The sequence below is a fragment of the Hamadaea tsunoensis DSM 44101 genome (assembly GCF_000428945.1).
GTDB classification, from domain to species: Bacteria; Actinomycetota; Actinomycetes; order Mycobacteriales; family Micromonosporaceae; genus Hamadaea; species Hamadaea tsunoensis.
In genome coordinates, this window is sequence record NZ_AUAX01000017.1 from 134,163 (window position 1) to 149,948 (window position 15,786).

Sequence of the window (15,786 nt, forward strand, 5' to 3'; positions counted from 1 at the left end):
ACGATCCCGTCGATCACCCGCATTGATCATCGCCGCGTCCGCCACGCTGCTCGCCGGCCTGCTGGTCGCGCCGCCCCCCGCCGCGGCCGCGCAGGCGCCCTACCGGCCCGCGCCGGTGCAGCGCGAGAAGCCCGTCCCCGGTACGCGCGTACGCCCCGTGGCCGCCGCGGCGACCGGCGGGAAATGGACCCCGCCCGCGCCGGTGTGGCCGGCGGCCGCCAGCGCCGACCTCGATCTGCGGGCGGCCGCGACGGATGCCGAGGAGCACCGGCTCGGCGCGCGGGCCGAGTACACCGCGCAGGCCGTCCGCGCCGGAACGGCACCGGTATGGGTGTCGGGCACCGCCGGCAAGGTGCGCGTGTCCACGTTCGACCACGCGACCGCGGTGAAGGCCGGCGCACAGGCCCTCCTGATGCGCGTCGACGGAACCAGTCCACAAGCGACCGTCGTCGCCGACTACTCCGCGTACCAGTGGGCGTACGGCGGTGGCTGGGCGCAGCGGCTGCGGTTCGTCGAACTGCCCGACTGCGCGCTGAGCACCCCCGACCTTCCGCAGTGCCAGGGCCACGCCGTCGCGACGAGCAACAACGCCGCGACGCGTACCGCCACGGCGACCGTCACGCCGCGGGCGGGCGCGCTGATGGCGCTGTCGGCGGGCCCGTCGGGCGACTCCGGCAGCTACTCGGCGACCCCGCTCGCGTCGTCGGGCACCTGGACGGCGGGCGGGAACTCCGGCGACTTCTCCTGGAGCTACCCGATGCGCAGCCCGCCGGCGCTCGGCGGCCCGACGCCCGGGGTGGCGCTGAGCTACTCGTCTTCCAGTGTGGACGGCCGGATGGCGGCCTCCAACAACCAGCCCAGCTGGATCGGCGAGGGCTTCGAGCTGGACGCCGGCTACATCGAGCGCAAGTACCGCAACTGCTCCGAGGACATGACCGGCGGCAACAACGCCACGAAGACCGGCGACCTGTGCTGGGCGACCGACAACGCCTCCCTGGCGATGTCCGGGCACGCCGGCGAGCTGCTGGTCGACGGATCGGGGACGTGGCACCTGCGGGCCGAGGACGGCACCCGGGTCGAACGGCGTACCGGTGCGGCCAACGGCGCGCGCAACGGCGAGTACTGGGTCGCCACCACCCCCGACGGGACGCAGTACTGGTTCGGCAACAACGCCGCCACCACGCTGAACGTCACGGTCGCGGGCAACCAGACGGGCGAACCCTGCCACGCCGCGGCGTTCGCGGACTCGTTCTGCGCGCAGGCCTGGCGCTGGAACCTCGACCACGTGGTGGACACCCACGGCAACACGATGACCTACGTCTACACCAAGGAGACCGGCAAGTACGCCCGCAACCTCAAGGACACCGACGTGGTGTCCTACGACCGGGCGGCCTACCTCAACCGGATCGACTACGGTACGCGTACCGACCGCTCCGAAGCCGCGCCGATGCAGGTGGTCTTCGACACCGCCGACCGCTGCCTCGCCGACTGCGGTACGCACGACGCGGCGCACTGGCCGGACGTCCCGTGGGACCAGGACTGCACCGGCAGCCCGTGCCGCAACTACTCGCCGACGTTCTGGACGACCAAGCGGCTCGCGAAGGTCACCATGAAGACCGGCGGCAAGGACGTCGAGTCGTGGACGCTGACGCACTCGTTCCCGAACCCGGGCGACGGCACCCGGGCCGGCCTGTGGCTGGACCGGATCTCGCACACCGGCCTGAACGGGACCGCGACCGCCATGCCGGACGTCACCTTCACCGGCGTCCAGCTCAACAACCGCGTCGACACGACCACCGACGGCTACACCGCCATGAACTGGTGGCGGATCAAGGACGTCAACACCGAGTACGGCGGCCGGATTGAGGTCACCTACTCCGACCGTGACTGCGTCGCCGGCTCCCGGATGCCCGACGCCGGCAACCTGGCGGCCAACCACCTGCGCTGCTATCCGGTCAAGTGGGTCCCCGACGGCAAGACCGCGCCGATCCTGGACTACTTCCACAAGTACGTCGTCAAGGTCGTCACCGAGACCGACCTGACCAACTCCAGCCCGTCGCGCACGATCACCCAGTACGACTACGTCGGCGATCCCGCCTGGCACTACACCGACGACGACGGCATCGTCGGCGCCGACTACAAGACCTGGTCGGTGTGGCGCGGCTACGGCGCCGTCCGGGCGACCAAGGGCGACCCCGGCGAGCAGTCCGTCAGCGAGGAGCGCTACTTCCGCGGCATGGGCGGCACGCTGCCGGCCGCGGGCGGCGCCCCGGCGGCCACCGACGAGGAGGCGTACGCGGGCATGACCCGTGAATCGATCACCTACAACGGGACCGCCGAAGTCTCCGGGGTCGTGTCCGAGCCGTGGCAGTCCGCCGCGACCGCGACCCGCACCGTCAACGGCAGCACCGTCACCGCCCGGTACGCCGCCGTCGCCGGCACGCGCACGCGTACCGCGCTGGACGGCGGCCGGGGCAACCGCACCACGAGCTCGTTCACCACGTTCGACGGCTACGGCCTGCCGACCACCGTGGACGACCACGGCGACGACCAGGTCACCGGCGACGAGAAGTGCACGCTGACCGACTACGCCCGCAACACCTCGCTCAACCTGCTCACCCCGGTCTCGCGGGTACGCGGATTCGCCGTCGGCTGCGCGAAGGCGAACGCGGGCGGCCTCACCGACGACGACGTCGCCGCCGACGACCGGACCTACTACGACGGCCAGGCGCTCGGCGCCGCCCCGACCAAGGGCGACGTCACGAAGCAGGAAGGGCTCAAGGCGTACAACGCGGGCAGCCCCACCTACCTCGTCAAGGCCATCTCGGAGTACGACTCCTACGGCCGCTCGGTCAAGGTGACCGACCTCAAGGGCGCCACGACCACCCAGTACACGCCGGCGGCCGGCGGCCCGGTCACCCAGACCCTGACCCGCAACCCCCTCGGCTGGGCGACCACCACGACGCTCGACCCGGCCTGGGGGCTGCCACTGGTCACCGTCGACGCGAACGGCCGGCGTACCGAGCTCGCGTACGACGGGCTCGGCCGGACGACCGCGGTCTGGCTGCCGGGCCGCGACCGGTCGGGCAACCAGACGCCGAACATGACGTTCGACTATCTGGCCCGCAACAACGCGGCCACGGTCGTGACCACCCGCAAGCTCAACGCCGCGGGCGGCTACACCGTGTCCTACCAGCTCTACGACGGCCTGCTGCGGCCGCGCCAGACGCAGAGCCTCGACCCGTCCGGCGCCGGCGCCAACGCCGTGGTCACCGACGCCTACTACGACTCGGCCGGTCGCTCCTCGCGGACCAACGACCCTTACATCTCGGCGTACGCGCCGGGCACCGATCTGATCCGCTCCACCACGGTCGTGCCGAGCCAGACGGTCACCGTCTACGACGGGGCGGGCCGTGCGACGGCGAGCGTGTTCGTCCGCAGCGCGCCGCCCGGCGGAAGTCCCGGCGGCACCGAGATGTGGCGGACCACGACCGCCTACGGCGGCGACCGCACCGACGTGACCCCGCCCCAGGGCGGCATCGTCAGCTCGACGATCGTCGACGCCGAGGGCAAGACCGTCGAGCTGCGCCAGTACCACACCGGCGTCGCGGCCGGCGGGTCCGACCCGGCGGGCTTCGACGCCACCAGGTACGCGTACGACCGCAAGGGGCAGCTGGTCGGGATCACCGACGCGGGGGGCGCCCGCTGGACCTACGCCTACGACCTGCACGGGCGGCAGACCAAGGTGGTGGACCCCGACAAGGGCACGGTCCTGACCACCTACTCCGACGCGGGTGAGGCGCTCACCACCACCGACGGCCGCGGCCAGGTGCTCGTCAACGAGTACGACGCCCTCGGCCGCAAGACCGCGGTGCGTTCGGGCTCGGCGACCGGGCCGCTGCTGACCACGTGGGTGTACGACACCCTCGCGCTCGGCCAGCTCACCAAGTCGACCCGGTACGTCGGAGGCGACGCGTACACCAAGGAGAACCTGGGCCTGACGGTCGACTACAAGCCGACCACGGTCCGCTACACCATCCCCGAGGCCGGTGTCGCCGGCACGTACGACTACACGACCACCTACAACCAGGACGGCTCCAAGTACACCGACCGCGAACCCGCGATCGGCGACCTCAAGACCGAGACGCTCAAGTCCGGCTACGACGCGTTCGGCCAGGCGACCACGCTGCGCAGTGCGTACGGGGTCAGCGCGGAGACCGACCTGGTCACCGCCACCGGCTACACGCAGCTCGGCGAGCTGGGCAACTACACGCTGCGCAACAACAACGGCAACAGCGTCGGCGTCACGCGTACCTACGACCCGGTCACCCGCCGGCTCGGTCAGATCTGGGCCGCTAAGCAGACCGCGCCGACCACGCTGTCCGACGTCCGCTACACCTACGACGACTTCGGCGGCGTGACCCGGATCGCCGACCTCAACACCGCCGACGTCCAGTGCTTCCAGTCCGACCACCTGCGCCGGATGACCGAAGCCTGGGCACCCACCAGCGGCGACTGCACCCAGGCACCCACGACCGCGGCCGGCTACTGGACCTCCTACCGCTACGACGCGGCCGGCGACCGCACGAAGCTCGTCCAGCACTCGGCGCTGGGCGACACCACCACCGACTACACGCCGACGGCCGGCCGGCACACGCTCGCCAGCACGTCCACAGTGGCCGGTGGCAGCACGACGACCGCCGCCTACACCTACGACGGCGCGGGCAACCAGCTGACCAGGCCCAGCGCCGGCGGTCAGCAGACGCTCACCTGGGACGCCGAGGGCCACCTGGCCACCACCAGCGACGCGTCGGGACCGTCGTCCTTCGTGTACGACGCCGACGGCGAGCGGCTGATCCGCCGCGACCCCACCGGCACGACGCTCTACCTGCCCGGCCAGGAGCTGCGCTTCGCCTCCGGTACCGGTGCCAAGACCGGCACCCGGTACTACTCCCAGGCCGGTCAGGTGATCGGATTCCGGGTCGGCGCCGGGCTCAGCTGGATCATCGCCGACCAGCACGGCACGGCCGAGACCTCGGTCACGGCCGTCACCCAGGCCGTCGCCACGCGCAAGACCATGCCGTTCGGCGAGGCGCGCGGCGGCACCGGCACCTGGTCGGCGCAGATGGACAAGGGCTTCGTCGGCGGCACCCGGGACAACACCGGCCTGGTCCACCTCGGCGCCCGCGAGTACGACCCGTCGACCGGGCGGTTCATCTCCGCCGACCCCGTCATCGACACCAGCGACCCGCAGCAGATGCACGGGTACGCGTACGGCAACAACAACCCGGTGACCTACCTGGACGCCGACGGCCGCTGGTCGCTGGGTGGCGCGTTGAAGAAGGTCGGCGGCGCGATCGCGAAGGCGGCCGTGACCGTCGGCAAGACGGTCGGCAACGCGGCCGTCAGCACCTTCAACGAGATCCGCAAGGATCCGCTGAAGTTCGCGACGGGCCTGGTGGTCGGGGCGCTGGTGACCCTGGCGGTCGGAGCGGTCTGCGCGACCGGCGTGGGTTGCGTGATCCTGGCGGCGGCCGCGGCCGGTGCCGCGGCGGCGGGCTCCGAGTACGGCGTCGACGTCGCGCAGGGGGAGAAGGAGTTCTCCATCGGCGAACTCGGCAAGGAGATGGCCGTCGGCGGCGCGGTCGGCGCGCTGACCGCCGGGGTCGGCACGGCCGGCGGCAAGGTCCTGCGCAACGCCCGCAACGCGCTGCGCCGGGGCGACGGCCTCGCCGACGACGTGACCGACGAGGCGGCCGGGGTGGCCCGGCAGGCGCCGGGCTGCCACAGCTTCGACCCGGCGACGCTGGTCCTGATGGCCGACGGGACGACGAAGCCGATCGGCACGGTCGCCCTCGGCGACGCGGTCCTGGCGACCGACCCGGTCACCGGCCAGACCCGGGCCGAGAAGGTCACCACCCTGCACGAGAACCAGGACTGGGACCTCACCGACCTGGACCTGGTGGCGGCGGGCCGCACCGAGACCCTGCACACGACCTGGACGCACCCGTTCTGGGACGTCACGGCCGGCGCGTGGGTGAACGCCGCCGAGCTCAAGGCCGGCCACCGGCTGCGGACCGCGGACGGCTCGACGGTCACGGTCGCGGCCGTACGCAACCGGATCGGCAGTCACGCCATGCGTGACCTGACGGTCGACGGCGCGCACACGTACTACGTGGTCACCATGGCGGGTCCGGTACTCGTCCACAACAACCCCGCCGAGATCTGCCCGATCCACCCCGACGGGGACGGCACCGTGCTGGTCGACAGCAACGGGATGCTGCCGGACTCGCGGTGCATCTGCCGGCCCGTCTTCCGGCTGCCGCGCAGCCGCGAGCTGGACGAAGCCGAGACGATCTCCGGCAAGCTCGACAGCGTCGAGCCGTCCAACAAGGTGGTGACGCGGCAGACCCGCTGGGATGCCACGCGCTCGGGCGTCGGCACCATCGTTCAGCACCACCCGAACGTCATCGACGCCACCGGCGGGGCGATCCTTCTCGCCGGCGTGACCGCCGCGACCATCGCGAACCTGGTCAGACGGGCGGCGGCCAATCTCGCCCGCTGGCGCAACAGCCTCGACTGACGACCGACCGACAACCCCTCATCGAAAGGCGACCGCAACAGTGAGATCCATCCCCGGCGGCAGGCAGGCGGCCCGCTTCGGCGCGCTCCTGCTCGCCGCCACCCTCACCCCGTTCGGGGCGGCGGCCGGCTCGGCCGCCGCCCCGGCGGCGGGATCGTGTGTGGACACCCGACCAGACACCGCCGCCGCCGTGAGCACCGCCGTGGCCTGCGGGCACCGCGTGGAGATTCTCGGCCTGCGTACCGAGACCAGCCAGACGTTCGCGAAGCCCGGCGGCGGGTTCACCACCGAGGAATCGGTGCTGCCCCAGTGGTCCCACCGGCCCGACGGCTCGTGGACCGCGGTCGACACCACGCTCGCGGCGCGTCCCGACGGCACCGTCGGCCCGCGCGCCGGCGCCCTGCCGGTCACGTTCTCCGGCGGCGGCACCGGCCCGCTGGCCACCGTCCGGTCCGGCGACAAGCAGCTCGCCATCACCTGGCCGGGCGGGGCCCTGCCCACGCCGGTGCTGTCCGCTGACAGCGCCACCTATCCCGAAGTCCTGCCGGGTGTCGACCTGCGGGTGACCGCCACGGCGACCGGCTTCTCCGAGGTACTCGTCGTCAAGTCCCGGGCCGCCGCCCGGCACCCCGCCCTCGCCGAGGTGAAGTTCGGCCTGGTGACCCAGGGCGTCACGACCAGCGCCGCGGACGGCGGCCTGGAAGCCAAGGACGACGGCGGCACCACCGTGTTCACCTCGCCCGCGCCGCAGATGTGGGACTCGTCGTCCACTGTGGGTACTCAGGGCCCGGCTGCCGCCCCCGGCAGGCAGTCCAAGCGGGTCGCGATGCCGGTGAAGGCGGCCAGGGGCGTCCTTTCGGTCGTCCCGGACAAGTCCATGCTGGACGCCGCCGACACCGTCTACCCCGTCAGCATCGACCCCTCATGGTCGGGCGGCCTGCGCAACAACAACTGGGCCATCGTCATGAGCAAGTACCCGGAGTCGGCCGGGCTGTCGCTGGACAGCGCCGCCACCAAGGGCAGCGCCGGCCACGGCCAGGTCTGCGACTTCGACAGCAACGGCAACTGCCTGAGCAGCCGCTACGTCGTACGCTCCATGTTCCAGCTCGACCTGAGCGGCGTACGCGGGCACAACGTGACCAAGGCGTCGTTCCTGATCAAGCAGGTGCACTCGTGGACGTGCAGCCCGGCCAGCAATGCGAAGCTGTGGCACGTCGACAACGTCGGCAACTGGGAGAACTTCTCCAACCTCACCTGGAACTACTCCAACGACTGGAACAAGTTCCGCTGGTACGAGTCGACGACCGCGTGGGCGAGCCGGCGGGCCGACAGCGCGTACGGGTGCTCGGGACCGGGCGACGACGAGTTCGACGTGACCTCGTGGACCCACGACGCGGCGGCCGGCTGGGGCTGGTACCTGGGCCTGGCCCTGCGAGCCGACAACGAGGGCGACATCAACCAGTGGAAGCGGTTCGACGCCTCCACCGCCCGGCTCGCGATCGACTACGACGATCCGCCGACCGTCCCCGACGGGCTGCAGGTCGACGGGCACGCCTGCGCGCAGGGCGTGAACCGGCCGGTCGTGCCGACCGCCACCCCGCAGCTGTCCGCCGTCGCCCACGACCCCGACGGTGACCAGATGCAGCTGTGGCTGGGCGCCCAGAAGTGGGGCGGCACGGCGTTCGACGGCGCGGCGGTCTCCGGCTACCAGGACTGGGTCTCCAACGGCACCCGCGGCTACTGGACCGCGCCGGCGCTCGCCGACGGCGGGATCTACGCCTTCCGCGCGCAGGCCAACGACTACGGCAAGGGCGGCGTCGGACCGGTGACGAACCTGCCGGGCAACTGCGAGTTCGAGGTCGACCTGACCGACCCGGTGGTCCCCACGGTCACCGGCGACCTCTACACCGGCGGCTGCTCGGCCTGCGGGGAGATCGGGCGCACCGGCACCTTCACCTTCCGCAGCTCGCCCGACGTCACCCACTACCAGTGGGGCTTCGGCACCGCCAATCAGGAGGTGTGGGCGACCCGGCCCGGTGACCCGGTCACCGTCTCCTGGACCCCGCCGGAGGGCGCGACCCTGCAGCAGAACCTCGTGGTCAAGGCGATCGACCGGGCGGGCCGGATCAAGGACAACAGCTCCACGCCGTTCCAGTTCACCGTCCAGCTCCCGCGGCCCGCCAAGGCCGAATGGACCCTGGACGACCCGTACAGCGGCCTGGTCAACGCCCAGAACCCGGGCACGTTCGACGCCACCCTCAACGGCGGCACCCTCGGCGCGGCCGGCCGGGTACCCGACGGCCAGACCGTGCTGGCGCTGACCGGAGCGAGCACGAACTTCGCGTACACGGCCGGGCCGGTCGTCGACACCAGCCGCAGCTTCTCCGTGGCGGCCTGGGTGAAGGTCGCCGACACGAACGCCGCGCACACCGCCCTCAGCCAGGACGGCACCACCTCGTCGGGCTTCCAGCTGCAGTTCGCCAAGAGCTGCACGTGCTGGCAGTTCGACCTGCCCACCGCCGACGCGACCAGTCCGGCGGCGGCCACCGCCGCCGGACCGGCCGCCCGCGCGAACACCTGGACGCACCTGGTCGGCGTCTACGACTCCGCGGCGAAGACGGCCACCCTCTACGTCAACGGCCAGAAGGCCGCCGCCGTCGCCTCGCCCGCCACACCGTGGAACGCGACCGGGAAGTTCACCGTCGGCCGCAGCCGGTGGAACGGGGCGTCCACCGACTTCTGGCCCGGCGGCATCGGCGATGTCCAGGTGTGGGACCGCGTGATCACCGCCAACGAGGCGGCGGTGGCGGCGGACGCCGGCGACGTGGGCGAGTGGCACTTCGGCGAGCCCGGCAAGGGCCCGGCGACGGACTCCTCGGCGTACGGGCGGGACCTGACCTTCGTCCCCAACGCCAACGTGCCGCCGTCGGGCTCCGGCCAGAACGGCACCGGCCTGCACCTGGACGGCACCGGCTACGCCGAGACCGCCGGCCCGGTCGTCAACACCGACCAGTCGTTCACCGTGTCGGCGTGGGTACGCTACACCGCCATGCCGACGTGGAACTCGGTCATCGCGAGCCAGGACGGCAACCAGTACAGCGCCTTCCACCTGCGGTACGCCAACCAGGGCGGCGGCACGGGCAAGTGGGCGTTCACCTGCCTCACCAGCGACGACGCGAATCTGTCCATGGTGGACGCGTTCAGCAAGAACACGGTGGGCGCGGCCGACCTCAACGTGTGGCAGCACCTCGTCGGCGTGTACGACGCGAACGCCGGCCAGATCCAGCTGTACCTCAACGACGTCCTGCAGAGCACGGCCTCGTGCCGGATGTTCGCCACGACCGGCAGGTTCGCGATCGGCCGGTCGAAGTGGGTCGGTGCGGTCGCCGACCGGCTCACCGGCGACGTCGACGAGGTCCGGGTGTTCGCCGGCGTCGTCGTACCGGCCAAGGTGCTGACCGTCGACGGGACGCGTACGGCGACGCTGCGGATGGACGGCACGAGCACCTGCGCCGCGGACTCCAACGGTGCCGGCGGGGTCGTGACGGCGGCGTGCAGCACGACCGCGGACGCCCAGCGGTTCACCTACGATCCGGCCGGCCGGACGCTGAAGGTGAACGGCAGATGCCTGGACGTCAAGAACTCGGTGGCGGCCGCCGGGACGCTGATCCAGATGTGGGCGTGCAACGGCACGGCCGCGCAGATCTGGGACTACGACCCCGCGGCGCAGTCCTTCAGCGCCCTGGGCATGTGCCTGGACGTGCCGTGGGGCAGCACGACCCCGGGCGTCAGCCTCCAGCTCTACACCTGCAACGCGACCAGCGCCCAGCGGTGGCGCCTGGGCTGACGCCGCGGGTGTGACCGCAACGGCGAAGGGCGGCTCCGCACGGGACCGCCCTTCGCCCTCGGTCCACCCCTGCCACTCACGGCTCAGCCCGGCGGGTCCTCCCTCGGCGGCTCCGGCGCGAGCCGCCGGGCGCCGAGCGCCACACCGAGCTGGAAGCGGTTGTCCACACCGAGCCGGTCCATCATCGAGCGCACGATGGTGGAGACCGACCGCTCGCTGATGTGCAGCTGCCGCGCCGCGCTCGCGTCGGTGTGCCCGTCGGCGAGCAGCTCGACGAGGCGCCGCTCGCGGGGTGACAGGTCGAAATCGGTCACTGACCCCTCCTGGGTCGGCCCTCGCGGGCCGGTCTGATGATCGGCCGAGACCGGCCGGGCCGCCACGGCGACCCGGCCGGCGCGGGTCAGTCGGGGAAACCGCTGCGCAGACGCAACTGCGTGCTGCCGTTGCCGTCCCAGTCATCGGCGTACGCGACGGCGAACAGGCCGTCCGCGCCGACCGCGACGGCCGGCTGGTCCTCGTCGTTGGCGGTCCACACGCTCAGCCGGTTCTCGGCGAACCGGCCCGGGACGAAGCCCGTGGCGAATTTCGCGTCCGGATCGATGCCCCGCGCCCACACGTCGAGCCCGTCGGCGTACCCGGCGATACCGGTGCTGCCGGGCGCCTCCGTCCACGCGACCACCGCGTCGCCGGCCGCGTCCACCGCGATCGCGGGATCGCTCTGCGGGCCGGCCATCGCGCTCACGTCGGCACTCACGACAGCCGGCCCGGCGGCACCCGCGGCGAGCTCGTAGAAGGGGCCGCTGACCGGGGTCGGCGCGAAGCGCGCCACGTTGCCCGGATCGTAGGCGCGTACGCAGACCAGCTGCCGGTACGCCGCTCCCGCCGCCAGCGCCGCGTCGGAGACACAGCCGTGGTCGTCCTGCCAGGCGGCGTACCAGAGGCCGGACGGGGCGATCGCCACCGCGGGGGCGGTCTGCTGTCCGGTGGTGTAGCCGGCGTTGGGCGCGATCGCGGCGGCGGTGAAGGAACCGGCCAGCCCGTCGGTCTTGGCGCGGATGTTGTAGCTGCCGTTGCCGTCGGCGTCGTCGGCCCAGGCGATCACGGCCTGCCCGCTGTCGTTGACCGACAGTGCCGGGCTCGCGTACGCCCCCGCCGTTCCGCCGGCCACGAGCACGTCGTAGCCGTCGGCGCCGGTCGGCGTGAGCTTCGCGTCCGTGGCGCTGAACGCCGCGTACCGGATGGTGTGGGTCTGCGGGGTGAGGTTGTCGGAGGTGTCGGCCCAGGCGACCGCGAACCGGCCGTCGCCGGTGACCGCGAGGACGGGGCTGGTCTGCTGGCCGTCGTGCTGCCCGTTGAGGGTGTAGGCGGCCTTCTTCAGCGTTCCGGTCCCGGTGATCCGGCAGGCCGTCAGGTCGTAGTAGCCGTTGCCGTCGTTGTCGTCCTGCCAGGCGACGACGGCGTTGCCGGCGGCGTCGACGCCGACCGACGGATTGCGGAAGTCCCATGTGGATCCGCTGCCGCTCGTGCGGCACAACGACGTCGTGGTCTGCCCCGGCGGATTCGTGTACGGCCCGCGGACGGGAAGGTCGAAGCTCTGTACGCCGTCCACGTACCTCGCGAGCCACACCTCGTCCCGCCCGGCCGAGTACGCGTCGGAGTCGTACGCGACGTACACCACGTGATGTCCGGCGGCGTCGACGTACGCGGCCGAGGCAGGCTCCTGCTGGTTGCCGGCGGCGACCGTGTTGACCGTGCCGAACCGCGCCGCCGGGTACGCCGACGGCGAGATCTTCACCGCCGCGGTCACGATGCGGTCGAAGGCGGCGCTGTAGCCGTTGTAGACGGCGGCGTCGGACAGCCGCATCATCGCCTCGTCGTTCTTGCGCAGCGCCCCGTCGGTGTAGTTCTCCGACCCGGTGTACACATAGGAATGAGCGGCGCCGTCCTTCCGGGAGACGCCGTTGACGAGCAGGAACTTGGAGTGGATCGCACCGTCCTCGCAGTCCCGGTCGCCGCCGGAATGGGCGAACCACGAATCGCGGCAGCCGCCCGGGGACATCGCGTACGCCGAGACGCCCCGGTCGCCCAGCGCGGCCAGTCCGTCCTGGTGCTCGCCGGTGGCCACCTGCACCGTGCAGCCGGCGTCGGCCTTCTTCGCCAGCGCGTCGATGATGTCCGAACGGGCGTCGTCGAAGTCCCACATCGCGACCTTGACGGTGCCGCCGGGGCAGGTGACGTCGTCGATCGCGGCCGCCACCAGATCCTTGTACGCCGTCGTGCCCCACACCGCGGCGATCTCGCTGTTCTCCGCGGCCGAGCCGACGTTGCGGGGGAAGAACCAGACGCGCTGCGCCCCGGCGTTCAGGTCGCCCGTCTCGTACTGGGTCGCGCCGGCCGCCAGCCGGTTCCAGTAGGCCCGGTAGCCGGCCGCCAGCGCGGTGTTGCCGGTGACCTCGACGAGGTTGTTGAACATCTGCTTCTGCGGCGAGGTCGGGTTGTACGACGTCTGCACCACCAGATCGGTACGCCCGTCGGTCAGCGCGCCGAACACCCAGAACTTGTTGTGGTCGATGCCGTCGGCGCCGAAACACGAGTGCCGGCACTGCGTCACGTGCAGCCCGGGATGCGTCGCCGCTGCGGTGATCAGGCTCTGCACTCCGCTGGACGGCGTACAGGCGCTGCCGACACCGTCCGGGCACGCTTCGACCACGAGGTTCACCGTCGCGTACGCCGAGGCGTTCACCAGCGAGGTGACCAGCGACGTGCTCGTGTCGGTGTAGACCGAGCCGTAGATCGTCGAACCGGACGCGGCCGCCCCGACCAGTGCGTTGAGCTCGTCGAGCAAGCCGTTGTCCTCGTACGTCCCCTTGTTCGACGCCGGGTCGAGGTAGTCGGAGACGCCGGGCGTACCGGTGTCGGTGACCGGGTCGAGGTCCGGGTCGAGGAAGAGCACTTTGACCGTGCCGCTGCTGACGCTGGTGGTGTTCGCGGTGGCGGCCGCCGGCGCGAGGCTCGCGGCCGATGCCGTCGCCAGCGCCAGGAGGACGCCGGCCCAGACGACCGGGATCGGGCGCGCGGCCCTCACCCGGCCGCGGCGGCGCGGGAATGGTGATCTCATGGGGTTTCCTTCCGGGTCCGGCCGGGCCGCCCACGCGGTACGGCATGGTCGGGGGCAGGACACCAGGCCGCGCCGCGACGAGGGACCGGCCGCGGCGAGGTTGCGGGAACCCGCACACCTCCGGCAGCGCCCGCCCGAACTACACGCAGGTGAAGCAGCTCGGGTTCGGCCCGCGCGACGGCGTGGCCACGTACGGCACGAGAACCCGCGGATCGTCCACCGGTATCCGGGCCACGCTCTCGCCGCCGCCCGGCAGCGGCGTCAGCGAGACGCAGGCCAGTCGCGTACCCGGGGCGGCGGCCAGGCAGACCGCGGTGAACGGGCTGAAGTTCCCGAAGAGCACGTAGGCGAACGACTTCGTGTCCAGCCCGCTGTAGTAGCCGAGGCGCCCCTCGGTCGCGCGGCTGCTCGTGTAGCGGACGAGCCCCCAGGCCGCGTCGCCGGCCGGGGCGGCCGGGCCGCACGGCGTGACCCGGCCGGACAGCGACAGCGCCGACAGTTCGTCGTCGTAGGAGAAGGCGGTGTAGTCGCCGGCGGCGCAGACGGTGGGCTGGCCACGGTCCCACGTGGACGGATCGGCGGCCGCCGGCGCGGCGCCGAGTCCCACGGCGGCCGCGAGCGCCAGGACGGCGACCCCGTGTACGGCTGTTCGTCTCATGGTGTTCCCCTTGAACGGATCGGATGCGCGGCGGTACCGCCAGGCGCCGGTGCGGGGCGGTGCGGGTCAGCGGCCGGGTGCCGGCGGAATGTAGGTGGCGCCGCGGGCGCCGAGAACGAGGCCGAGCTGGAAGCGGTTGTCCACGCCGAGCCGGTCCATCAGCTGCCGCAGGATCGACGACACCGTACGCTCGCTGACCCGCAGCTGCCGAGCGGCTCCGGCGTCGGTGTGGCCGGCGGAGAGCAGGTCGACGAGGCGCTGCTCGCGATGCGACAGCGACAGCGGCGGCCCGGCCGGCACCGCGATCGGCCGGGCCTGCCCCCAGTGCTGCTCGAACAGCAGGCACAGCGAGGCGACGACCGCGTCCTCGGTGGCCTCCAGGTAGCCGCGGTCGTAGTCGTGGGCGTCGACGGGGAAGAGCGCCACCCGCCGGTCGATGATGATCAATTTCATCGGTACGCGTTCGGCCTCGCGCTGCTGTACGCAGGGCCCGGTTCCGGCGCTCTCCGGAGCGATGTTGCCGACGGCCGTCAGCTCCCGCACCGCGATGCCCCGATCGAGAAGGCTGCGGTCGAGCGGGGCGGCCGCCTGCGTGGAGGCGACCTCGAAGACCACCTCCGGATTCACGACCAGATGTTCGTGGCGCTCCATCTCCACCAGCGACGCCAGCCGGTGCCGGGTCGCCGCCCGGCTGAGATGCCGCAGCCCCGGCCCCAGTTCGCGGATCACCTCCGGCGCCGGGATCAGCTCGGTCTTGTGCGGCCGCCGCGGCCGGACCAGGCCGGCGATCACCTCGTCGGGCGGACTCGCGTACCACTCACCGGTGCGGGTCAGCGCGACCGCCTGCAGGCTGCGCAGTTCGGCGAGCGCGTCGTCGACCCGCCGCGCGGGGATGCCCAGGCTCCGCCCGAGCATCGACGGCGACTGCCGGCCGAGCGTACGCAGCGTACGGAAGATCAGGTCGGCGTCCGCGGACACGCCCCACCGGACCAACGACGGTATCGAGGCGCCGAGGACCACCGAATCCCTGCTGACACCCTGCATGCGACCTCCCCGCTCGGCCCCATGAGACCACGGTGATCGAGGCATCGACAAGAAACCTGTCCAAACCGTTGCCGAGGACTGCGGGATCCCGCAAAGAAGCTGCGTACGTGGCTTTTCCGGGCCGCCGGGTCAGTCGTCGTCCTCGGACTCCCGGTGGATGCTCTCCGCGATCGCGGCCACGTCCCAGCCGCCGTCCGCGCCGCTGTCGCGCCACGCGGCCACGGCCTCGTCGGCCTCCTCGTCATCCCAGTCGTACTCGTCGACCAGGGTCCGCGCGACCAGCCGGTCCAACGTCAGATCGTCCATGACATGGCACCTTACCGGCGCGCACTCCGCCCCTGCGGGCTTCGGCGACTCCGTGTCGTCGCCCTGGCCCTGATCGTGGCCGCCCCCACGGTCGCCGCCCCCGCGGCGCTCGCCGACGACGCCAAGACCCCGGTCGTCAGCTGCCGGACGAGGTACGCGGGATCATCGCCTCGACGAGCGTGCCGGTCTACCCGCACGCCGCCGCGTACGCCGACGCCGACCTGACCGCC

At 72.2% G+C, this 15,786-nt stretch carries 8 protein-coding genes; 3 read left to right on the forward strand and 5 right to left on the reverse strand.

Going from position 1 to position 15,786, the window contains the following annotated elements:
- The first annotated feature begins 22 nt into the window (after window positions 1-22).
- Window positions 23-6,583, forward strand: coding sequence for an RHS repeat-associated core domain-containing protein (locus G401_RS47915; protein WP_051367057.1), 6,561 nt, complete (start codon window positions 23-25; stop codon window positions 6,581-6,583).
- 40 nt (window positions 6,584-6,623) lie between these two features.
- Window positions 6,624-10,430 carry a LamG-like jellyroll fold domain-containing protein gene (locus tag G401_RS0123815; protein WP_027344464.1) on the forward strand — a complete coding sequence of 1,269 codons (3,807 nt, stop codon included), beginning with the start codon at window positions 6,624-6,626 and terminating at the stop codon, window positions 10,428-10,430.
- Window positions 10,431-10,513: 83 nt separating this feature from the next.
- Here the strand turns inward: G401_RS0123815 and G401_RS0123820 are convergent, their stop codons facing one another.
- From G401_RS0123820 to G401_RS56115, 5 genes are all read right to left on the reverse strand, one after another.
- On the reverse strand, window positions 10,514-10,744 hold the full coding sequence (locus tag G401_RS0123820) for a helix-turn-helix domain-containing protein (protein ID WP_027344465.1): 231 nt from the start codon (window positions 10,742-10,744) through the stop codon (window positions 10,514-10,516).
- Between the two features lie 86 nt (window positions 10,745-10,830).
- Window positions 10,831-13,548 carry a phospholipase D-like domain-containing protein gene (locus tag G401_RS58385; RefSeq protein WP_084557534.1) on the reverse strand — a complete coding sequence of 906 codons (2,718 nt, stop codon included), beginning with the start codon at window positions 13,546-13,548 and terminating at the stop codon, window positions 10,831-10,833.
- Between the two features lie 139 nt (window positions 13,549-13,687).
- A complete protein-coding gene (locus G401_RS0123830; RefSeq protein WP_027344467.1) occupies window positions 13,688-14,206 on the reverse strand; it encodes a hypothetical protein in 519 nt (172 codons plus the stop codon).
- Window positions 14,207-14,272: 66 nt separating this feature from the next.
- The gene (locus tag G401_RS53225; RefSeq protein ID WP_169734244.1) at window positions 14,273-15,250 is read right to left on the reverse strand and encodes a helix-turn-helix transcriptional regulator; all 978 of its coding nucleotides are present in this window, start codon (window positions 15,248-15,250) and stop codon (window positions 14,273-14,275) included.
- Window positions 15,251-15,379: 129 nt separating this feature from the next.
- Entirely contained in the window at window positions 15,380-15,556 is a 177-nt protein-coding gene (locus G401_RS56115) for a hypothetical protein (protein ID WP_157546231.1), read from the reverse strand.
- 3 nt (window positions 15,557-15,559) lie between these two features.
- Here G401_RS56115 and G401_RS56120 point away from each other — a divergent pair, with 3 nt between their 5' ends.
- Window positions 15,560-15,781, forward strand: a complete 222-nt coding sequence (locus G401_RS56120) for a hypothetical protein (RefSeq protein WP_157546235.1) — start codon at window positions 15,560-15,562, stop codon at window positions 15,779-15,781.
- Window positions 15,782-15,786: the final 5 nt, after the last annotated feature.